Genomic DNA, 17,228 nt, shown 5'->3' with positions numbered 1-17,228 from the left:
CATCCTCACAGCACTGGCGCTCGATTGCGCGAGATAAATTTGGTATTGAGATAGCCTTCGAAGGTTTCTGTCCCGCCTTCAGTCCCATAGCCGCTGTCTCTTACGCCGCCAAACGGAGTCTCGGGCAGAGCCAGGCCGAACTGGTTGATGCTTACCATACCTGCCTGCAAACCCGCAGCTGCTTTATCTGCACGCTCCAACGAATTGGTAAAGACATAGGACGCCAGCCCGAAGGGTAGCCCGTTGGCCCGCGACAGTCCGTCCTCTATTTCACGAAAAGACGAGACGACAGCAATCGGGCCGAAGGGTTCTTCGCGCATCAAGTCGATGTCGTCGTTGGGCGTATCGACGACTGTCGGGGCATAGAAGTTACCATGATTCCCAACCCTTTTGCCTCCCGTCAACACCCGTGCACCGTTTTCGCGGGCATCCTCGACGAGCTTTTCCATCGCATTCACGCGTCCGCGATGACACAATGGCCCCATCTGTGTGCCCTCGGTTAAACCATCGCCCACCTTTACGCTCTCAAATGCTGAAACTAGCTCGGACAGAAATCGGTCGTAGATGCCTTGTTGTACGTAAAACCGGGTTGGGGCGATGCACACCTGGCCTGCATTGCGCAGCTTGTTGCCCGCCAAGGCGCGCGCCGCGGCCGTGGCATCGGCGTCGTCGAACACCAATACGGGCGCGTGACCGCCGAGTTCCATCGTCGCCCGCTTCATGTGGCGGCCAGCCAATTCTGCCAGATGCTTGCCCACCTCGACCGAACCGGTGAAGGTGATCTTGCGCACCTCGGGGCGCGCAATAAGAGTTTCCGAAATGAAGGCCGCATTACCCCAGACAAGGTTCAGACAGCCTTCGGGCAAGCCTGCATCCAGCAGATAGCGCGCAATTGCCATGCAGCCCGCCGGAGCCTCTGCCGGGGCTTTCAAGATCATCGTGCAACCTGACGCAAGCGCCGCCGCGACCTTGCGTACCGCTTGGCTCAGCGGAAAATTCCAAGGCGTGATGGCAAGGCAGACGCCTATCGGTTCGCGCACGACAAGCTGCTGTACCCCCGGGCTGCGCGATGGAATGATGCGCCCATAAATGCGCCGACATTCCTCGGCGTGCCAGTCGACGTGGTCAGCTGAGGCGCGGACCTCAGCCAAGGCCTCAGCCAGCGGCTTGCCTTCATCGAGAGTGATCCAGCCAGCGATCAGTCTGTCATTTTGGCGCAGCAGGTCGGCAAACCGTCGCAAAATTGCACTTCGTTCCATGGGAGAGCTGTTTTTCCATCGGCGAAAAGCTGATTCGGCCGAGTGAACCGCATGGTCCAGATCTGCGGCGCTAGCCTGCGGAATCTGTCCGATAGTTTGCCCGTTTGCAGGGTTTATGACTGCACGATCCTCCGGCGTGGGAGAAGCGATCCAGTCCCGTCCGATGAGGTGCTGGATGGTCGGATAATTCATTTCTTTCATGGCGTTATGCCCTCGCTCAGTTGTGTCATCCGCAGGATCCGGCACGAAGGGGACCAGATGGACGACTTTAGTTTTCCGCATAGCGGAAAAGTTTACCACAGTATTGACGCGGACGTTATCGATCGTTTAGATGTGTTTCAAGACGCATAATTCTTCCCGAGGAGGGATGTCGTGAGACCAAGGAAAGACCGCACCAAGGACGCCGAGAGACAGGACCGCGATTTTGTCACGGCGTTGGCGCGCGGCTTGGAGCTGTTGCGGGCCTTTCGGCGGGAAGGGGAAGCTCTGGGGAATGGTGAGTTGGCCGAGCGCACTGGCCTGAGCAGATCGACGGTCTCAAGGCTGGCCTATACACTGAACAAGCTGGAATACCTCAGCTACGATCCGGATACAGCACGCTATCGACTGGCCCCTCCAGTGCTTTCGCTGGGTTTCTCCTGCCTTGCAGGGATTCCGCTGCGGCAACTCGCAAAGCCCTTTATGCAGGAATTAGCCGATTACACAGGTATGCCGGCGGCCATGGCCAGTCGTGACCGACTATCGATGGTCTATCTAGAGCGGTGCAAGGGCACCAACGCCGTCACGCTGGCGATTGAGGTTGGTGCCCATATTAAACTGGCCACTACCGCGGTTGGTCGCGCCTGCATAGCGGCACACGGCCCGGATGAGCAGGCCAGAATTCTGGCCCTTGTGGAGGAACATGAGGGTGACAACTGGCCGAATGTGCAGCCCGGAATCGAAGCAGCTATCGAAGACTACCAACAGTACGGTTATTGCACGTCCTTCACGGAGTGGAAGCGTGATGTGAACGCAGTAGCAGTGCCCTTCGTGCCGACGGACGGCTCACCCATCATTGCCTTCAACTGCGGCGGTCCTTCGCAAACCCTTACGCGCGATTGGATCGAAAGCGACGTCGCGCACCGCCTTGTCGATCTTGTCCGCCGCGTTGCGGCGGTCGCACCCTGAACAATAGAGAGCATAATGGCCCTTGATACAGATACCCTTTCCCAGTTTCTCGACGCGCTCGACCGCTTCGTGAAAGAGCGACTAATCCCTTACGAGGATCGCGTCGCCGATGAAGATGTGATTCCGCCTATGCTGGTCGATGAAATCCGCACGATGGGCCTTTTCGGCATGTCGATCCCGGAGGATTTCGGCGGGCTTGGCTTGTCGATGATAGAGGAAGTGCAAGCCGCTTTCGTTCTTGGCCAGGCTTCGCCTGCGTTCCGGTCGCTAGTTGGCACAAACAACGGGATCGGCTCGCAGGGAATCATCATCGATGGAACCGACGAGCAGAAGGCGAAGTATCTACCAGCTCTCGCCTCCGGAGATATGATCGCATCCTTCGCCCTAACCGAGCCAGATGCTGGTTCGGATGCTGGCGGTCTGCGCACCACTGCGCGGCGTGATGGAAACGATTTCCTACTGAACGGCACGAAGCGCTACATTACCAATGCGCCGCGTGCCGATCTATTCACGGTTTTTGCCCGGACCAGTCCAGAGGTGAAAGGTTCTGCCGGCGTAAGCGCTTTTCTCGTCGAGGCAGGGACGCCGGGCATAACGCTTGGCCAGCCTGACAGGAAGATGGGGCAGAAGGGTTCGCACACATGCGACGTCATCCTTGACAATGTCCGCGTGCCTGCCTCGAACATCATCGGCGGGCCGGACCGTCTGAACAAGGGCTTCAAAACGGCAATGAAAGTCCTTGATCGGGGCCGACTGCATATTTCTGCCGTCTGTGTGGGCGCCGCCGAACGGCTGATCCGTGACAGCCTATCCTATGCGATTGAACGCAAACAATTCGGTGAACCCATCGCTGAAAAGCAACTGATCCAAGCCATGCTGGCTGACAGTCGCGCCGAGGCCTTCGCAGCGCGTTGCATGATCGAAGAAACAGCACGCCGCAAGGACGCTGGTCAGAACGTGTCGACTGATGCTGCCTGCTGCAAGATGTTTGCCAGTGAGATGGTAGGTCGAGTGGCCGATCGCGCAGTGCAAATCCACGGCGGTGCAGGATACATGGCCGAATATGCGGTCGAGCGCTTCTATCGCGATGTGCGTCTCTTCCGCATCTACGAGGGGACAACCCAGATTCAGCAAATACTGATCGCGCGGAATATGATCCGCACTGCAGCAGCTTAACAGGAGCGAAGACAAACTATGGACTTCAATTTCCTTTCCACCCCGAGGATCGTCTGCGAGAGCGGTGGGCTTGGCCGGATCGGCAGCCTGATGCAAGATTTGTCTTGCACCCGTGCGCTGGTCGTGACGGACCCGGGCATATTGGCCTGTGGTTTTGCGGACGAGGCAGCCGCCTCACTTAGGGCTGCTGGCATCGAGGTTGAGATTTTTCATAAAGTCAAAGCGGACCCCCCGATCGCTGTCGTCGAGGCCGCGGTAGAGGTCGCGCGGGCCTTTGGTGCTGACGGAATCATCGGACTTGGCGGCGGCAGTTCACTGGACACTGCCAAGGTCATCGCAGCGGCGGTAGCCAACGATCAACCGATTACGGACATGATCGGGATCAATCAGGTCACCGATAAACGCTTGCCACTGATTCAGGTGCCAACCACGGCAGGGACCGGATCAGAGGTAACATGGGTGTCCGTGCTGACTTCGGAAAGCCACGAAAAAAAAGCGGTATATGCACCGCAGCTTCTGCCTGACGTTGCCTTGCTAGATGCAAAGCTAACATTGGGAATGCCTCGTCACATCACAGCGGCCACGGCGTTAGACGCAATGGTTCACGCCATTGAGGCAGTAACCAGTCGCACCAGAAAGAATCCCATTTCCGATGGAATGGCGGACAAAGCGCTGGTGCTTCTCGGTCAGAACTTACCAATCGTCATGGAAACGCCTTCGGACCTGTCAGCGCGAGAGGCCATGCTGTTGGGGGCGACACTGGCTGGGATGGCCTTCATTAATGCCAGCGTGGGGGCGATTCATGCCTTGTCATACCCACTGGGAACAGGTTTCAAGGTTCCTCACGGGCACGCAAACGCTCTGGTCGCAGGACCAGTGATGAGGTTCAACATGCCCGTTGCAGAAGCTGAATATGCTCGTCTATCGCGGTTACTACTGCCCTCGCGGCCTTTTAACTCTGATGCGGCTGCGGCCCATGGCCTGATCGACGAGATGGAACGGATGCTAGTCGAAAGCGGACTTGAGTCTCGACTTTCTGGTGTCGGAGTGACCGAGGCAGCCATTCCCGGAATGGCTAATGAGGTCGTGACCGGTATCACGCGATTGCTGGAGACCAACCCGCGCGACATGACAGCCGAAGATGTGTCGCGCCTCTATCAGGAGGCGCTTTGATGGCTGGCTCATTGGACGGGATCAAGGTGGTCGACCTCAGCCGCGTGCTGGGCGGGCCTTACTGCACCCAAATGCTTGCGGATCATGGCGCTGAGGTCATCAAGGTGGAGCCGCCTCTGGGCGACGAGACCCGCAGTTGGGGCCCGCCTTTCAATGATGAACTCAGCGCCTATTTCTCTGGCGCCAACCGCAACAAGCGGTCCATCGCTATCGATCTGCAGCAACCGGAAGGGCGCGACCTGATATTGCGGTTTCTTCAGGATGCAGATGTTTTAGTTCACAATTTTAAGTCTGGTACTCTTGAAAAATGGGGGCTTGGTTATGATGATGTTCTCAGGGCACGTTTTCCTAGACTGGTACTCTGCCACGTGACTGGATTTGGTTCCGATGGCCCACTTGGCGGTTTTCCCGGCTATGACGCCGTGGTACAAGCTATGACGGGCCTCATGAGCATCAACGGCAATCCCTCCGAAGGCCCGACACGCATGGGTACGCCCATCGTGGACATCGGCACCGGTCTGATCGCCTGTAACGCTATTCTCGCCGCACTTTTGGAACGGGGCCGGTCCGGATTGGGCCAAGCCATCGAAGTGCCGCTATATGATTGCGCGATCAGCATGATGCATCCCCAAGCGGCTAATTCCCTCATGTCCGGACAGATACCAATGGCGACCGGCAATGGGCATCCAAATATCGTACCATACGACATGTTCGAAACAAGTAATGGCAAACTCTATCTGGCTATCGGTAACAATGGTCAGTTCGCAAAACTCTGTGACGTGCTTGGCCTACCTGAGGTGCCCTGCGATCCACGATTTGCCGACAATGCCGCGCGTCTTGCGCATCGGTCAGAGATGACAGAGGTCTTGTCAGAGTGCCTGGTGCAACATGACGCCTTCAAACTTGAGCCGGTGCTTTTGAAAGCTGGGATTCCCGCCGGAGTCGTTCGGAATGTGAATGAAGCGTTGGAGCATCCACACACCCGACATCGCGGAATGGTGGTATCAGTTGGCACCTACCGCGGCACCGGCGTGCCAGCACGCTTGTCGCGTACCCCCGGAGCGGTTCGCGCGGCACCGCCTCGCTTCGGGCAGCATAGTAGGCAGTTGCTTAGCGAGGCTGGACTGACAGAAGCTGAAATCGATAGATTGACTCAAGCGGATATCGTTCGAGAAGAACCGCGGATGCGCGAGACGACCTAAGCCGAAATTTCAGCTCAAGCGGACGATCGTGAAAAAGTTCAGGGAGGCCAAGATGGAAAGATTGCTCATATCACCGGACCGGATACCCGAATGGATTCCCGGCACGACTACGTTGGACAGTTCCGGGTGCAACTGGAACGGCATTACCCTGAAGGGCTATCGTTATGAGCGACAAGACGCGGCAATTCCCCCCATGCGCGACTATATGATTGTTGCATATGATGGCGCGCCAACCACTATGCGCCGCACGAGTGGCGGCCCATGGCAAAGCGCGCGCGTAGAGAAAGGTAGGATTTCCTTGCTCACGCGTGCAGAGGAATCCACTTGGAGTTGGTCCGAGCCTATCACGGTTAGACACGTCTATCTCAATCACAGCGAACTCGAAAACACGGCCCTTTCGGTCTTTGACCGTGACCCGAAGTCCATTGAGATCAATGATTGGCTATCTGCGAAGGACCCCTGTATCCTGAACTGCATCCAATTGCTAGAGAATGAGCTAAAGAACGGTGGAATCGGCCAGAGATTGATCATCGACGCCCTGCGCAGCCAGATCGCCGTTCACCTTCTGCGTCAGTACGCCAAGGTCTCTTTGACCAGCGACGCAAACTCGAACTTCAGCCCTGCTCAAAGGCAGAGAATCATCGATCTCGTTGAAAGCTGCTTAGGTGAAAACCTCAGTCTGGAAGACATGGCCGCATCTATCGGTTTCAGCCAGTTTCACTTTTCGCGTCAGTTCAAGGCGGAGTTTGGGTTGGCACCGTATGCATATGTTTTGCGCAAGCGAATATCGAAGGCCCAGGAGATGCTGAGAAAGGGTAATGCCCCCCTGAAAGTGGTCGCGCTTGACTGCGGTTTTGCAGATCAGAGTCATTTTAGTCGAACTTTTCGAAAAATGACAGGTGCGACCCCCGCCGAATTCCGGCGCATGGCATAATGACCGGAAAACTATTCCTTCCTATCGCTGTCACGCACCAGAGACAAAGAAATGTTGAGCCCGTAACGCTGCAATGAATGTACCAGAAACAGAATTTAAACCACGATTTGCCTTCGAACGCAGGATTTTCTTTGGCGACTGTGACCAGCTGGGAATCGCCTTTACTGGCCGGATTACGAATTTCGCGCTGGAAGCAATCGAGACTTTCTGGGACGATTTGCTTTCAGGCCGGGGCTGGCTTTTTCTCCTCACGGAAAGAAACACGGCCATGCCTTTTGTCTCTATGGACCTACAATTCCATGCGCCGGTGAAAGCAGGCGCGAACCTAGCATGTGAGGTCTATGTGGTCCATGTCGGGGAAAGTTCAGTTGGTCTAAAAGTTGTCGGCCGTCAGCATGACTTGATTTGCTTCGAATGCGAAACGAAGTCAGTTTTCCGAGATGCTTCAACATTTGGTAAAGTCAAAATTGAAAGCTCAATTCGGCAGATTTTGCTCGCGGAAGTGGGTTCGGAAAATCAAACAGTGAGCTAGGCCTGTAGGCTTTGGAGACAGCAAAGCCTGTGCAAAACGATCTCATGTAAGGGAACACAAGAAAAAGCCAGAGAAAGGGAAGCCCGGGTGCCGGGCTTGAAAGGATAGAGAGAGTCTCATCCGGGTCCGGCGAGACAAGGATCCTGACCATGGCCAAGACCACAAATCGAACGAAACCCGCCACCACCAAGAAGACCGAAGCTGCCGGATCGGCAGCGCCTGACGGCGCCGCCGACATCCGGATGATCCCGCTCGACCAGCTGGAGACCAGCCCCCTCAACGTCCGCAAAGTCGCCGCGAGCGCCAGTGATGACGCCGAGCTTCTTGCAAGCATTCGCGAGACCGGCATCAAGCAGAACCTGGTGGTGCATGCGCTGTCTGAGTCACGCTTTGCCGTCGATGCCGGAGGGCGCCGCCTCAAGGCACTGAAGCAGCTTGCCGAAGACGGTATCATTCCCGCAGATCACCCGGTGCCCTGCCTCATCGAGGACGAGCGCAACGCCATCCTCACCTCCGCTACGGAAAACCTTCAGCGCGCGGCGATGCACCCGGCGGACCAGTTCGAGGCTTTCGACAAGATGATCGCCGAAGGCCGCAGCGAGGACGAGATTGCGTTGAAGTTCGGCGTTTCCGTCGACCTCGTGCGCCGTCGCCTCAAACTCGCCCGCGTTGCTCCCGAGATCATCGAACAGTTCCGTGCTGGCGACCTGACCCTAGAATGCGTGATGGCCTTCACCCTGACCGACGATCATGACCGCCAGCTGGCGGTCTGGAACGCCGTGAAAGGCGGCTATCACATCCACCCGCAAAGTATCAAACGCCAGCTGACCGAGACGGCGCATTCGGCGAACTCGACCCTCGGGCGCTTTGTCGGTATCGAGGCCTATGAGGCAGCGGGCGGTGTGTTGCTTCGGGATCTCTTTGACGATCGTGCCAGCGCCCATATGGAAAACCCCGACCTCCTGGAGCGCCTCGCGATCGAGAAGCTCCAGGCTGCGGCCAAACCCTTCGAAGGGACGTGGAAATGGGTCGAGGTGCACCTCTCGGTGGATTACGGTGCGTTTCGCAGTTTCGGACGGGTTTATCCGCAGGATGTCGAACCCGATCCGGACCTGCTGGCCGAAGAGGAACGTCTCATCGCGCGCGAGGAAGAACTGGCGGCGCAGAATGACGGCGAGGATTGGACCCACGCCGAGACCGAAGAATATTACGCAATCGAACCGCGCCTGCGCGAAATTGAGGCCCTGCAGCGTGAGCGGCAGCCTTACGCGGATGCAGATCGCGCCATTGCGGGCGTGGTTCTGACCATCGGCCATGACGGCGCGCTACGGGTCGAGAAAGGCCTGGTGCGGCCCGCGGATATTCCCACCGCACCCGAGCCGGATGAGGCCCGTGCTGATGCGGGTGATGCCCACTCCCCTGCCCGGCCGCATGTGGCGCCGCCGACCTCATCGTCGCCGGTGCCGACCTCCGATCCGGCCGCGACTTTGCGCAAGGCGGATGGGATTTCGGCGAGCATTGCCGACGATCTGCGCGCGACGCGTCAGCACATCCTGCGGGCGCATCTGGCGGCGGATTTCGAGGTGGCCTTCGATGCGATGCTCTACGCGCTCTGCGAGCAAGCTCTGGGCCGGTCCTACAACAATGAGGCAATCGACATCTCGATCCGGCCCTTCCAGGCGCAAAATCGCGAGGTGCTGCATGCCGATACCGTCGCCCAGAAGATGCTCGAGGCGCTGGAACAAGACCTCGCCACCGACTGGATGAAGCTGGAGAAGCCAAAGGACTTCCGGGCGATGTCCGAGCTGCCCCTTGCGGACAAGCAGGCGCTGTTCGCCTGGGCCACGGGTCTTGCGATCAAGCCGCAGCTCAGCACCGACAATCGGCCTTCCCCGATCATCGAGGAGATCGGCACGCGGCTTGATGTCGATGTGGCGGCTTGCTGGCGCCCGACCGCGCAAAACTACTGGGGGCGGGTCAACAAGGGCCATGCAGTGGCCACGGCGCGCAAGCTCATCGGCGACGACTACGCCGAGGATCGCAACCGCGAGCGTAAAGGTGACATCGCGGCCGCGATGGAGCGGGCGTTCGCGGAAACGGCGAGCGAGACGGAAGGTTTCGACGCCGCAACGGTTGCACAGACGACGCGATGGCTGCCCGATGGGATGGTGTTTTCTGGTGCATCGGATAGTGGCCTCGACCTCCCCGTTGATGCGGCGAAAACCACCTTTGGCGAAGATCAGTCCGGCGAGGAGTCCATTTCGGCCTCGGATGACGAACCGGATGCCTTGCCCGCCTTTCTCAGCAGTGATGCCGCTTGAGACCTAGGCGCCGCTCTGAACCCTGACTAACCCATGGGCCGTCCTCGCGCAGAGGGCGGCCCTATCCGACTGACGGGTTTCACACAGCCGGTGTCTGATCGGCTGGCCCGTCCCGGAGAATTCTCATGACCACCACACTCGATATCGATCCCGTCAAGGAAGCCGAATTGATCGCCGGGCAGAATGATGCCTTTCGTCGCTCCATTCTCGGGACCACCTCCGTCGCCGATGCCCCGCAGGGCCAGTTCGTGATGACCCGTGGTGTTGCAGCACTAGGGCCGGACGCCCAGCTCGCTCTCACCCGCCGCGTCGCTTCGTTTGACGCGTTCAACGCTGACAGCGACCCCCATGGCTGGCACGAGATGGGTGTCATCGACTTCGATGGAACTACGGTCTGGTTCAAGGTCGATTTGTACGACGTCGACTACATGTACGGCTCGCCCGAGCCCTCCGATCCCGAACAGACGCGCCGGGTTCTGACCCTGCTTCTGCCGTCGGAATACTGACGCCCCCTTTTCATCGACATCGCCCCGGGACCGTCCTTGCACAAAGGGCGGTCCTTTTGCGCTGGCGGGTTCCAAGGGGCGCGATGATTGCGTTCTGCCCGCCGCAGGAGACCAGAGATGGCCAAAACACTCGACTACCAGATCACCCTTTATCCCGCGCATCGCGATGGCGCGTTTGTTGTCACCCAGTTCCAGATGATGGCGAACTACCCCGAAAAGCGCATCCAGGCTGCCGGCATGGATGACCTCATCGACCAAGTGACGCAATTCGCGATGGAGCATGGCGAGAGCTGCAGTGCCTCGGTGCGCTGCCTCGCCCCGCGCAAACCGCCGGGGTTCAAGCGCGCGACCGAAAACCTCTATTTCAACCTGGTTGACCTGACGGCTGAGAAACGCGGCGACGCCGCGGCCTGAAGCCGCCCGCAGGAAACCTCTTGGGCGACCAGTTGCAACGGTCGCCCTCCCCTTCCCTCAATTCCAAAGGATCGAAGACATGACACAAGTGAATGATTTCTACGCGCAGATGCTGGAAGCGCAGCAACGGGCTACCGAGCAGAGGGTCGAGACCCGCGCGGCCCTTCTCTCCGAGCTGCGTGCCCTCGGCGTGACGAACATCGAGGTGCAATACGAAGGCTACGGCGATTCCGGCAATGTCGAGGATGTCGTCGTGGCGCCTGACACGATCACCCTGACAGAAGACCTGCGCCGCCGCGTCGAAGATTTCGGCTGGGACTTTGCCTATGCGCTCAGCCCCGGGTTCGAGAACAACGAGGGGGGCTATGGCGAGCTGACCTGGGTGCTCGAAACCGACAAGATCGATGTCAGTCATTCGAACCGTTACATCGAGACCAACACCACCGAACACGAGGGGCTCTGACATGGCACATCCCCTCCATCACGCTGAAAGCTCGGCCCGAAAGTTCGGCGGAGTTCCAGATGATTACCAGCATGTGCATGATTGGTTCGACTCATCCAAAGAGCACCTAGGTCTCTTTGTTCACAGAGCCCAAAAACATCATACGGTTGGGATCTATGATGCCGAACGTCACTTCGGCCGCAGCCTGACCAACAGCGCGGGCCGGGTTGTTCCCATCCGCTGGATCGGTGAACAGCATGTCCGTGAGGACTGCCAAGGGCGCATCCCGTCGCTGGCCGACTGGCTTGGACGCATCCAACCGGAACCGTGGATGGCCAACGGCCGGATCGACAACGACCCGACCCAGATCGTCGGTGATCCGCGCGCGGCCTGGGTCCTCGCGGTCGCAAATCACCAGACCATTCTCGGCTTCGAGGAATGGCTTCTGAAAGTCTCGGTCGAGCACGTTCAGCATCGCCAAAACCGCGCCGCCGCCTGATCCGCCGGGCGGCGAACTCACCACCATCTCATCTCATCCAGATCGACCTGCCTGCGCCCAATCGGCCTGGCGGGTCGTTTTCGTTCCAAGAAAGGACATCGACATGCACGACGCCGTCTTTGAGGAGGCCTATCACGGCCATACCATCAAGATCTACCACGACCTCGATCCCGAAAGCCCACGGCAGTGGTCCAACCTCGGCACCCTGATCTGCTGGCATCGGCGCTATCGGCTTGGAGACGGCCATCAGTTCGATAGCCCCGAAGTGTTCCTGCGCGATCTTGCGGGCGTTTCGGATCAGAGCGATCTCTCGATGGATCAGTTGCGCGAGCGCGCCGAGCGCAAGGCGATCATCTTGCCGGTTTATCTCTACGACCATTCCGGCCTCGCGATGAACACCATCGGGTTCCACTGCCCGTGGGATTCCGGCCAGGTCGGCTATGTCTATGTGACGCTTGAGGCAGTTCGGGAAGAGTTCGGCGTGAAGCGCGTAACCAAGGCGCTGCGTGAAAAGACTGAAGACATCCTGCGCGCTGAAATCGTCAGCTACGACGCCTACCTCGCCGGTCGAGTGTACGGTTATATCATCGAACATGACGGCGAGGAAGTCGACGCCTGCTGGGGGTTCGTCGGCGACTATGAGCTGGACTGTCTGCTCGAGGCGCGCCGGGCGGTGCCAGCACTTTTGCCGAGTCAAACACGCGAGTCCGCTGCCGCTCAAGCGCGGGCTCATCCTTAAGAACCGGCACAGGTGGCATACGCTCCCTTTCTTACGGGAATCCCAATCGGCCTCGCATTGCTGCAATGCAGAATTGTCATGGCGCAGCTATTGTGCGGTCGCAGCATAGCCACTATCTTGAAGTTGTGATCGGTTCTCTCCTCCTCCCTGAACCGATCCAGAATAATCGGCGGCATCCACCTCCTCCCGGATGCCGCCTTTTTCTTGTTCAGAGCTCTTTCTGAAGGTTGACCACGGTTTGTCGGTCGCCGTTCGGTCAATGAGGTGCCCACTAGTTGGATGCCGAGGTCGCACCTTGCCCAAAACTTGGGCGCACCGATAAAGCTTCAAGCTGACAAGGACTTCCGCGACAGCGCCCACAGCCCCATCCCCAGATTCTGGGGATAACTTTCCGAGGTTAAGCGGAGATCAGCAATGCCATGAAAGAGCGAGAGACAGGGCGGGAGGGGTGACCCCTCCCGGGTGAGAGAGTGCACGCGGGTCTCGGGGCCAACCCTCAACCCCGGAGATTGCCGATGAACGCTCACCCCCATTCCATTCCTCTAGCCGCCGCGCCCGAGGCCCCTGCCCGTCCGGAAGCCTCGCGCTTCGCCCAAAACCTGATCCAGGCTGCGAGAACCCTCGTGCCGCAGTTCGAGGCCGGCAGATCCATCGACGCTGCCGCCCTCCGAACCGCGATGGAAGAGGCTTTCGGCGCCAGTGACACCAGCGGCGCCTGGGTCTGGAAAGACGCCTATGAGGCCGCCGAGATTGCGCAGATCCTGATGCTCGCCCGCTATGGCGCGCTGATGCAGCGCCAAGCCGCAGCGCCGCAGGCTTTCCTCTTCATGATCGAGCGTCTCGCCGGTCTGGCCCCCTCCCACACGCGGCGCTCGGAAGATAGCGTGCGCTTGCAACAGTTCTCAACCCCTTTGCCTCTCGCGGCCATCGTCGCGCAGGCGGCGGGGTTTCGCGAGGGCGACCTGGTGCTGGAACCCTCGGCGGGCACCGGCATGTTGGCGATCTTCGCACGGATCGCGGGTGCGCGGTTGACGCTCAATGAGCTTGCCGAGACCCGCCATGCCTTGCTCGGGCACCTGTTTCCTGAGGCCGTTGTCTCAGACCACGATGCCGCCTCGATCGACGATCGGCTCGACCGCACAATCACGCCCTCGGTCATCGTGATGAACCCGCCGTTTTCTGCTGCGAACCTTGTCGAGGGTAAGTTCCGGCAGGCGACCAGTCAGCATGTTCTGTCCGCTCTCGCCCGCCTTGCGCCGGGTGGGCGGCTTGTGGTCATCACCGGAGAGAGCTTTCGTCCCTCGACGAAGAGCTTCCAGTCGACGTTTCAGCGGATTTGGCAAAGCGCGGATGTGGTGTTTTCTGCTGCCATCGACGGCAAGGTCTTCGCGCGGCATGGCACCACGATCGACACAAGGCTGACGGTGATCGACAAGCGCGCGGCGGGCGAAAGCGAGTCCGCGCCGGTCGACATCGAGGCTGCCTATCATCCGCTCTGCGTGAGCACCGCTGACCTTCTCGCCGCAGTGCTCGCGCATTGCCCGGAGCGCCGCAGCCCTCCGCCCTGCCCTACCAATTCAGCTTTGTCTGTGCCGACCCGCCCGATCCGCACCAACCCGCGCGCTTTGCGCAACGCCGCCCGCCAGGAAACCCGAGCCCTCGCTGAGGAACGGGCCAAGCACCCGTTCGACGACATCGAGACGGCCCCGCTCGTCTACTTGCCAAAAGCCTGGAGTGAATTAGATGGCGTACTGCAGGATACGGTCTACGAGGCCTATGACCTGCAATCGATCCGGATCCACGGTGCAGCGAGACATCCCACAGCGCTGGTACAATCTGCCGCGATGGCCTCCGTGCCGCCGCCCGTCCCGACCTACCGCCCCGTCCTGCCGAAATCGCTCGTCGCGGGCGGCCTTCTCTCTGCGCCGCAACTCGAAAGCGTCATCTATGCGGGAAATGCCCATGAGACGCACCTGAAGGGCTGGTTCAAGCGCGGGGAGATCGAAGGCCAGCTGATGGCGGCGGCCGAAGACGACGAAGGTGCTTTCCGGCTGCGCAAGGGCTGGTTCTTGGGCGATGGCACGGGCTGCGGCAAGGGGCGGCAGGTCGCGGGCATCATCCTCGACAATTGGCTCAAAGGGCGCCGTCGCGCGGTCTGGGTGTCAAAGAGCGACAAGCTCATCGAGGATGCGCGCCGCGACTGGATGGCACTCGGGGGCCGCGAAAGCGATATCGTGCCGCTCTCGAAGTTCCGTCAGGGGAGCGACATCCGCCTCCCCGAGGGCATTCTGTTTGTCACCTATGCCACGCTGCGCTCGGCGGAACGCGAGGGAAAAGCCTCCCGCCTCGACCAGGTCACGTCCTGGCTCGGGGACGGGTTCGATGGGGTCATCGCTTTCGACGAAAGCCATGCCATGGCAAATGCCGCCGGCGAAAAGTCCGACCGCGGCGACAAGAAGGCGTCCCAGCAGGGTCTTGCGGGCCTCGCACTGCAGAACGCGGTTCCTGACGCCCGCGTCCTTTACGTCTCGGCCACAGGGGCGACGGTCGTCGGCAATCTCGCCTATGCCTCGCGTCTCGGGCTTTGGGGTACCGGGGATTTTCCCTTCGTGACACGGGCTGAGTTCGTCGCCGCGATGGAAGCCGGGGGCATCGCGGCCATGGAGATGATCTCGCGCGACCTGAAGGCGCTCGGGCTCTATCTGGCGCGGTCCCTCTCCTATGCCGGGGTCGAATACGAGATGCTGGTGCATGAGCTGACGCCCGCCCAGGTCGCGATCTACGACAGCTATGCCGATGCGTACCAGATCATCCACAACAACCTTGAGGCCGCCCTTCAGGCCTCAGGTATTTCGTCTGAGACCGGCACTTTGAACCCTCAGGCGAAATCCGCCGCGCGCTCAGCCTTCGAGAGCAACAAGCAGCGCTTCTTCAACCACCTCATCACCGCCATGAAATGCCCCTCGCTGGTCCGCGCGATCGAGGCGGACCTGGCGGCGGGCCATTCGGCGGTCATTCAGGTGGTTTCAACCAGCGAGGCGGTCATGGAACGTCGCCTCGAAGAGATTCCGCCCTCGGACTGGGACGATTTGCAGGTCGATTTTACTCCGCGCGAGAACATCATGGACTACCTGATGCATAGTTTCCCGACGCAGCTGTTTGAACCTTACACCGACGAGAATGGCGATCTGCGCTCCCGTCCGGCCCTTGATGGTGATGGCAATCCGATCATCTGCCGCGAGGCGGAGCGGCGGCGGGACGAGTTGGTCGAACATCTGGGCGCCCTCGCCCCGGTGCAGGGCGCGCTCGATCAGATCCTCTGGCATTTCGGCGGGGAAGCTGTGGCCGAGGTCACGGGGCGCAAGCGGCGCATCGTGAAGACGCGCGAGGGGCGGCTCAAGGTCGAGAACCGGCCTGCCTCCTCCAACCTCGGAGAGACGCAGGCCTTCATGGATGATGCCAAGCGCATCCTGATTTTCTCCGATGCGGGTGGCACGGGGCGCAGCTATCACGCCGATCTCGGGGCCAAGAACCAGCGCCTCCGGGTGCATTACCTCCTCGAGCCCGGCTGGAAGGCCGACAACGCGATCCAGGGGCTGGGGCGCACCAACCGCACCAATCAGGCGCAGCCGCCGCTCTTCCGCCCCGTGGCGACCAATGTGAAGGGTGAAAAGCGGTTTCTCTCCACCATCGCGCGCCGCCTCGACACGCTCGGGGCCATCACCAAGGGGCAACGCGAGACCGGTGGGCAGAACATGTTCCGCGCCGAAGACAACCTCGAGAGCCCCTACGCGCGGGCGGCGCTGCGGCAGTTCTTCTACAAGCTGCGCGCGGGCAAGATCGAGGCCTGTTCCTACGCGAAATTCCAGGAGATGACGGGCCTGACGCTCGATGAGGCGGATGGCACGATGAAAGAAAATCTGCCGCCGATCCAGCAGTTCCTGAACCGCTGTCTGGCGCTCCGCATCGACATGCAGGACGCGATCTTCGAGGCCTTTGGCGGGTTCCTTTCGGCCATCATCGAGGATGCGCGCCAGGCGGGCACACTGGATGTCGGCTTAGAGACCCTGCGCGCCGAGAAGTTCGAGATCGTTGATCGCAAGGTGATCTTCGAGCATGAGGCGACGGGGGCGACTGCAGCTGCCCTGACCGTGGAGCGTACCGATCGCAACGACCCCCTCACCCTGCCCCGGGTCAAATCGATCTGCGCAAACACGGAAGGTGCGACACTGTGCTGGAACAAGAGCTCCAAACGCGCGGCGCTGATGATCAAGGCGCCGGCCTTCATGGATGAGGATGGTGTTCCGATCCTGCGGGTGAAACTGCTGCGTCCCATGGGAACCGAGATCCTCGCGTTCAGTGAGTTCTCGACATCGCACTGGGAGGAGATCGATGACTCGATGTTCGAGCATCTTTGGCAGGCCGAGGTCGACGCCGTGCCGGAGTTCACCACCTCAAAGATCACGCTGATCTGCGGGCTTCTTCTGCCGATCTGGGACCGCCTCCCTGCCGACAACATGCGCATCTACCGCCTGCAGACCGAAGATGGGGAACGCGCCATCGGTCGACTGGTCAGCCAAGAACAGCTGTTGAACGTCTATGCGCGCCTTGGGCTCGACTGCCAGATCGAGATGACGCCGCAGGAGGTCTTTACCGCGGTTATGGAAGCCAGGACGACCCTGAACCTCCTCGGCGGTTACCAACTGCGCCGCTCGCTCGTCATGGGACAGCCGAGACTTGAACTCATTGGCGCCTCGGGCGCGGCCTTGTCCGGATTGAAAGCCATGGGCTGCTTCACCGAGGTGATCCAGTGGAAGACGCGGGTGTTCATTCCGGTGGACGGCATTGACGTGCTGGCGCGGGT

Annotated in this window: 14 protein-coding genes; 13 read left to right on the top strand and 1 reads right to left on the bottom strand. The window is 60.0% G+C overall.

Annotated elements, in window-relative coordinates:
* Positions 1 to 5: 5 nt before the first annotated feature.
* Positions 6 to 1,451 (bottom strand): NAD-dependent succinate-semialdehyde dehydrogenase, encoded by a 1,446-nt coding sequence (locus IEV87_RS22205; protein WP_073194559.1) that lies wholly within the window; start codon positions 1,449 to 1,451, stop codon positions 6 to 8.
* Between the two features lie 180 nt (positions 1,452 to 1,631).
* Between IEV87_RS22205 and IEV87_RS22200 the strand changes: the two genes are divergently transcribed.
* The 13 genes from IEV87_RS22200 to IEV87_RS22140 form a co-directional block, all read left to right on the top strand.
* Positions 1,632 to 2,426, top strand: coding sequence for an IclR family transcriptional regulator (locus tag IEV87_RS22200; RefSeq protein ID WP_037930983.1), 795 nt, complete (start codon positions 1,632 to 1,634; stop codon positions 2,424 to 2,426).
* A gap of 15 nt (positions 2,427 to 2,441) precedes the next feature.
* Positions 2,442 to 3,602, top strand: coding sequence for an acyl-CoA dehydrogenase family protein (locus IEV87_RS22195; RefSeq protein ID WP_037930980.1), 1,161 nt, complete (start codon positions 2,442 to 2,444; stop codon positions 3,600 to 3,602).
* Positions 3,603 to 3,620: 18 nt separating this feature from the next.
* Entirely contained in the window at positions 3,621 to 4,775 is a 1,155-nt protein-coding gene (locus tag IEV87_RS22190; protein WP_037930977.1) for an iron-containing alcohol dehydrogenase, read from the top strand.
* Positions 4,775 to 5,977 carry a CaiB/BaiF CoA transferase family protein gene (locus tag IEV87_RS22185; RefSeq protein WP_037930974.1) on the top strand — a complete coding sequence of 401 codons (1,203 nt, stop codon included), beginning with the start codon at positions 4,775 to 4,777 and terminating at the stop codon, positions 5,975 to 5,977. Before IEV87_RS22190 ends, IEV87_RS22185 begins: the two co-directional genes overlap by 1 nt.
* Positions 5,978 to 6,029: 52 nt before the next feature.
* The gene (locus tag IEV87_RS22180; RefSeq protein ID WP_227511477.1) at positions 6,030 to 6,911 is read left to right on the top strand and encodes a helix-turn-helix domain-containing protein; all 882 of its coding nucleotides are present in this window, start codon (positions 6,030 to 6,032) and stop codon (positions 6,909 to 6,911) included.
* Between the two features lie 73 nt (positions 6,912 to 6,984).
* A complete protein-coding gene (locus IEV87_RS22175; RefSeq protein WP_007120589.1) occupies positions 6,985 to 7,443 on the top strand; it encodes an acyl-CoA thioesterase in 459 nt (152 codons plus the stop codon).
* 149 nt (positions 7,444 to 7,592) lie between these two features.
* Positions 7,593 to 9,764, top strand: a complete 2,172-nt coding sequence (locus IEV87_RS22170; protein WP_188479829.1) for a ParB/RepB/Spo0J family partition protein — start codon at positions 7,593 to 7,595, stop codon at positions 9,762 to 9,764.
* A gap of 125 nt (positions 9,765 to 9,889) precedes the next feature.
* Positions 9,890 to 10,270 carry a DUF3768 domain-containing protein gene (locus tag IEV87_RS22165; RefSeq protein ID WP_188479828.1) on the top strand — a complete coding sequence of 127 codons (381 nt, stop codon included), beginning with the start codon at positions 9,890 to 9,892 and terminating at the stop codon, positions 10,268 to 10,270.
* 117 nt (positions 10,271 to 10,387) lie between these two features.
* Positions 10,388 to 10,684, top strand: coding sequence for a hypothetical protein (locus IEV87_RS22160; protein WP_188479827.1), 297 nt, complete (start codon positions 10,388 to 10,390; stop codon positions 10,682 to 10,684).
* Between the two features lie 79 nt (positions 10,685 to 10,763).
* On the top strand, positions 10,764 to 11,147 hold the full coding sequence (locus IEV87_RS22155) for a DUF6878 family protein (RefSeq protein WP_188479826.1): 384 nt from the start codon (positions 10,764 to 10,766) through the stop codon (positions 11,145 to 11,147).
* A gap of 1 nt (position 11,148) precedes the next feature.
* Positions 11,149 to 11,625 carry a DUF6915 family protein gene (locus tag IEV87_RS22150; RefSeq protein ID WP_188479825.1) on the top strand — a complete coding sequence of 159 codons (477 nt, stop codon included), beginning with the start codon at positions 11,149 to 11,151 and terminating at the stop codon, positions 11,623 to 11,625.
* A 103-nt stretch (positions 11,626 to 11,728) separates the two neighbouring features.
* Positions 11,729 to 12,364: a hypothetical protein gene (locus IEV87_RS22145; protein WP_188479824.1), complete on the top strand. Its 636-nt coding sequence runs from the start codon at positions 11,729 to 11,731 to the stop codon at positions 12,362 to 12,364.
* Positions 12,365 to 12,879: 515 nt separating this feature from the next.
* The coding region (locus IEV87_RS22140) for a strawberry notch-like NTP hydrolase domain-containing protein (protein ID WP_188479823.1) at positions 12,880 to 17,228 on the top strand (4,349 nt) is incomplete at its 3' end.

Source organism: Primorskyibacter flagellatus, assembly GCF_014638275.1.
In the GTDB taxonomy this organism is placed as follows: Bacteria; Pseudomonadota; Alphaproteobacteria; order Rhodobacterales; family Rhodobacteraceae; genus Pseudooceanicola; species Pseudooceanicola flagellatus_A.
This window is presented reverse-complemented; position numbering and strand designations above follow the sequence as displayed.

Excerpts from the sequence above, each read along its gene's own strand:
- IEV87_RS22205 (WP_073194559.1), bottom strand. The coding sequence starts at position 1,451 with ATGAATTATCCGACCATCCAGCACCTCATCGGACGGGACTGGATCGCT.
- IEV87_RS22195 (WP_037930980.1), top strand. The coding sequence starts at position 2,442 with ATGGCCCTTGATACAGATACCCTTTCCCAGTTTCTCGACGCGCTCGAC.
- IEV87_RS22190 (WP_037930977.1), top strand. The coding sequence starts at position 3,621 with ATGGACTTCAATTTCCTTTCCACCCCGAGGATCGTCTGCGAGAGCGGT.
- IEV87_RS22185 (WP_037930974.1), top strand. The coding sequence starts at position 4,775 with ATGGCTGGCTCATTGGACGGGATCAAGGTGGTCGACCTCAGCCGCGTG.
- IEV87_RS22180 (WP_227511477.1), top strand. The coding sequence starts at position 6,030 with ATGGAAAGATTGCTCATATCACCGGACCGGATACCCGAATGGATTCCC.
- IEV87_RS22175 (WP_007120589.1), top strand. The coding sequence starts at position 6,985 with ATGAATGTACCAGAAACAGAATTTAAACCACGATTTGCCTTCGAACGC.
- IEV87_RS22170 (WP_188479829.1), top strand. The coding sequence starts at position 7,593 with ATGGCCAAGACCACAAATCGAACGAAACCCGCCACCACCAAGAAGACC.
- IEV87_RS22165 (WP_188479828.1), top strand. The coding sequence starts at position 9,890 with ATGACCACCACACTCGATATCGATCCCGTCAAGGAAGCCGAATTGATC.
- IEV87_RS22160 (WP_188479827.1), top strand. The coding sequence starts at position 10,388 with ATGGCCAAAACACTCGACTACCAGATCACCCTTTATCCCGCGCATCGC.
- IEV87_RS22155 (WP_188479826.1), top strand. The coding sequence starts at position 10,764 with ATGACACAAGTGAATGATTTCTACGCGCAGATGCTGGAAGCGCAGCAA.
- IEV87_RS22150 (WP_188479825.1), top strand. The coding sequence starts at position 11,149 with ATGGCACATCCCCTCCATCACGCTGAAAGCTCGGCCCGAAAGTTCGGC.
- IEV87_RS22145 (WP_188479824.1), top strand. The coding sequence starts at position 11,729 with ATGCACGACGCCGTCTTTGAGGAGGCCTATCACGGCCATACCATCAAG.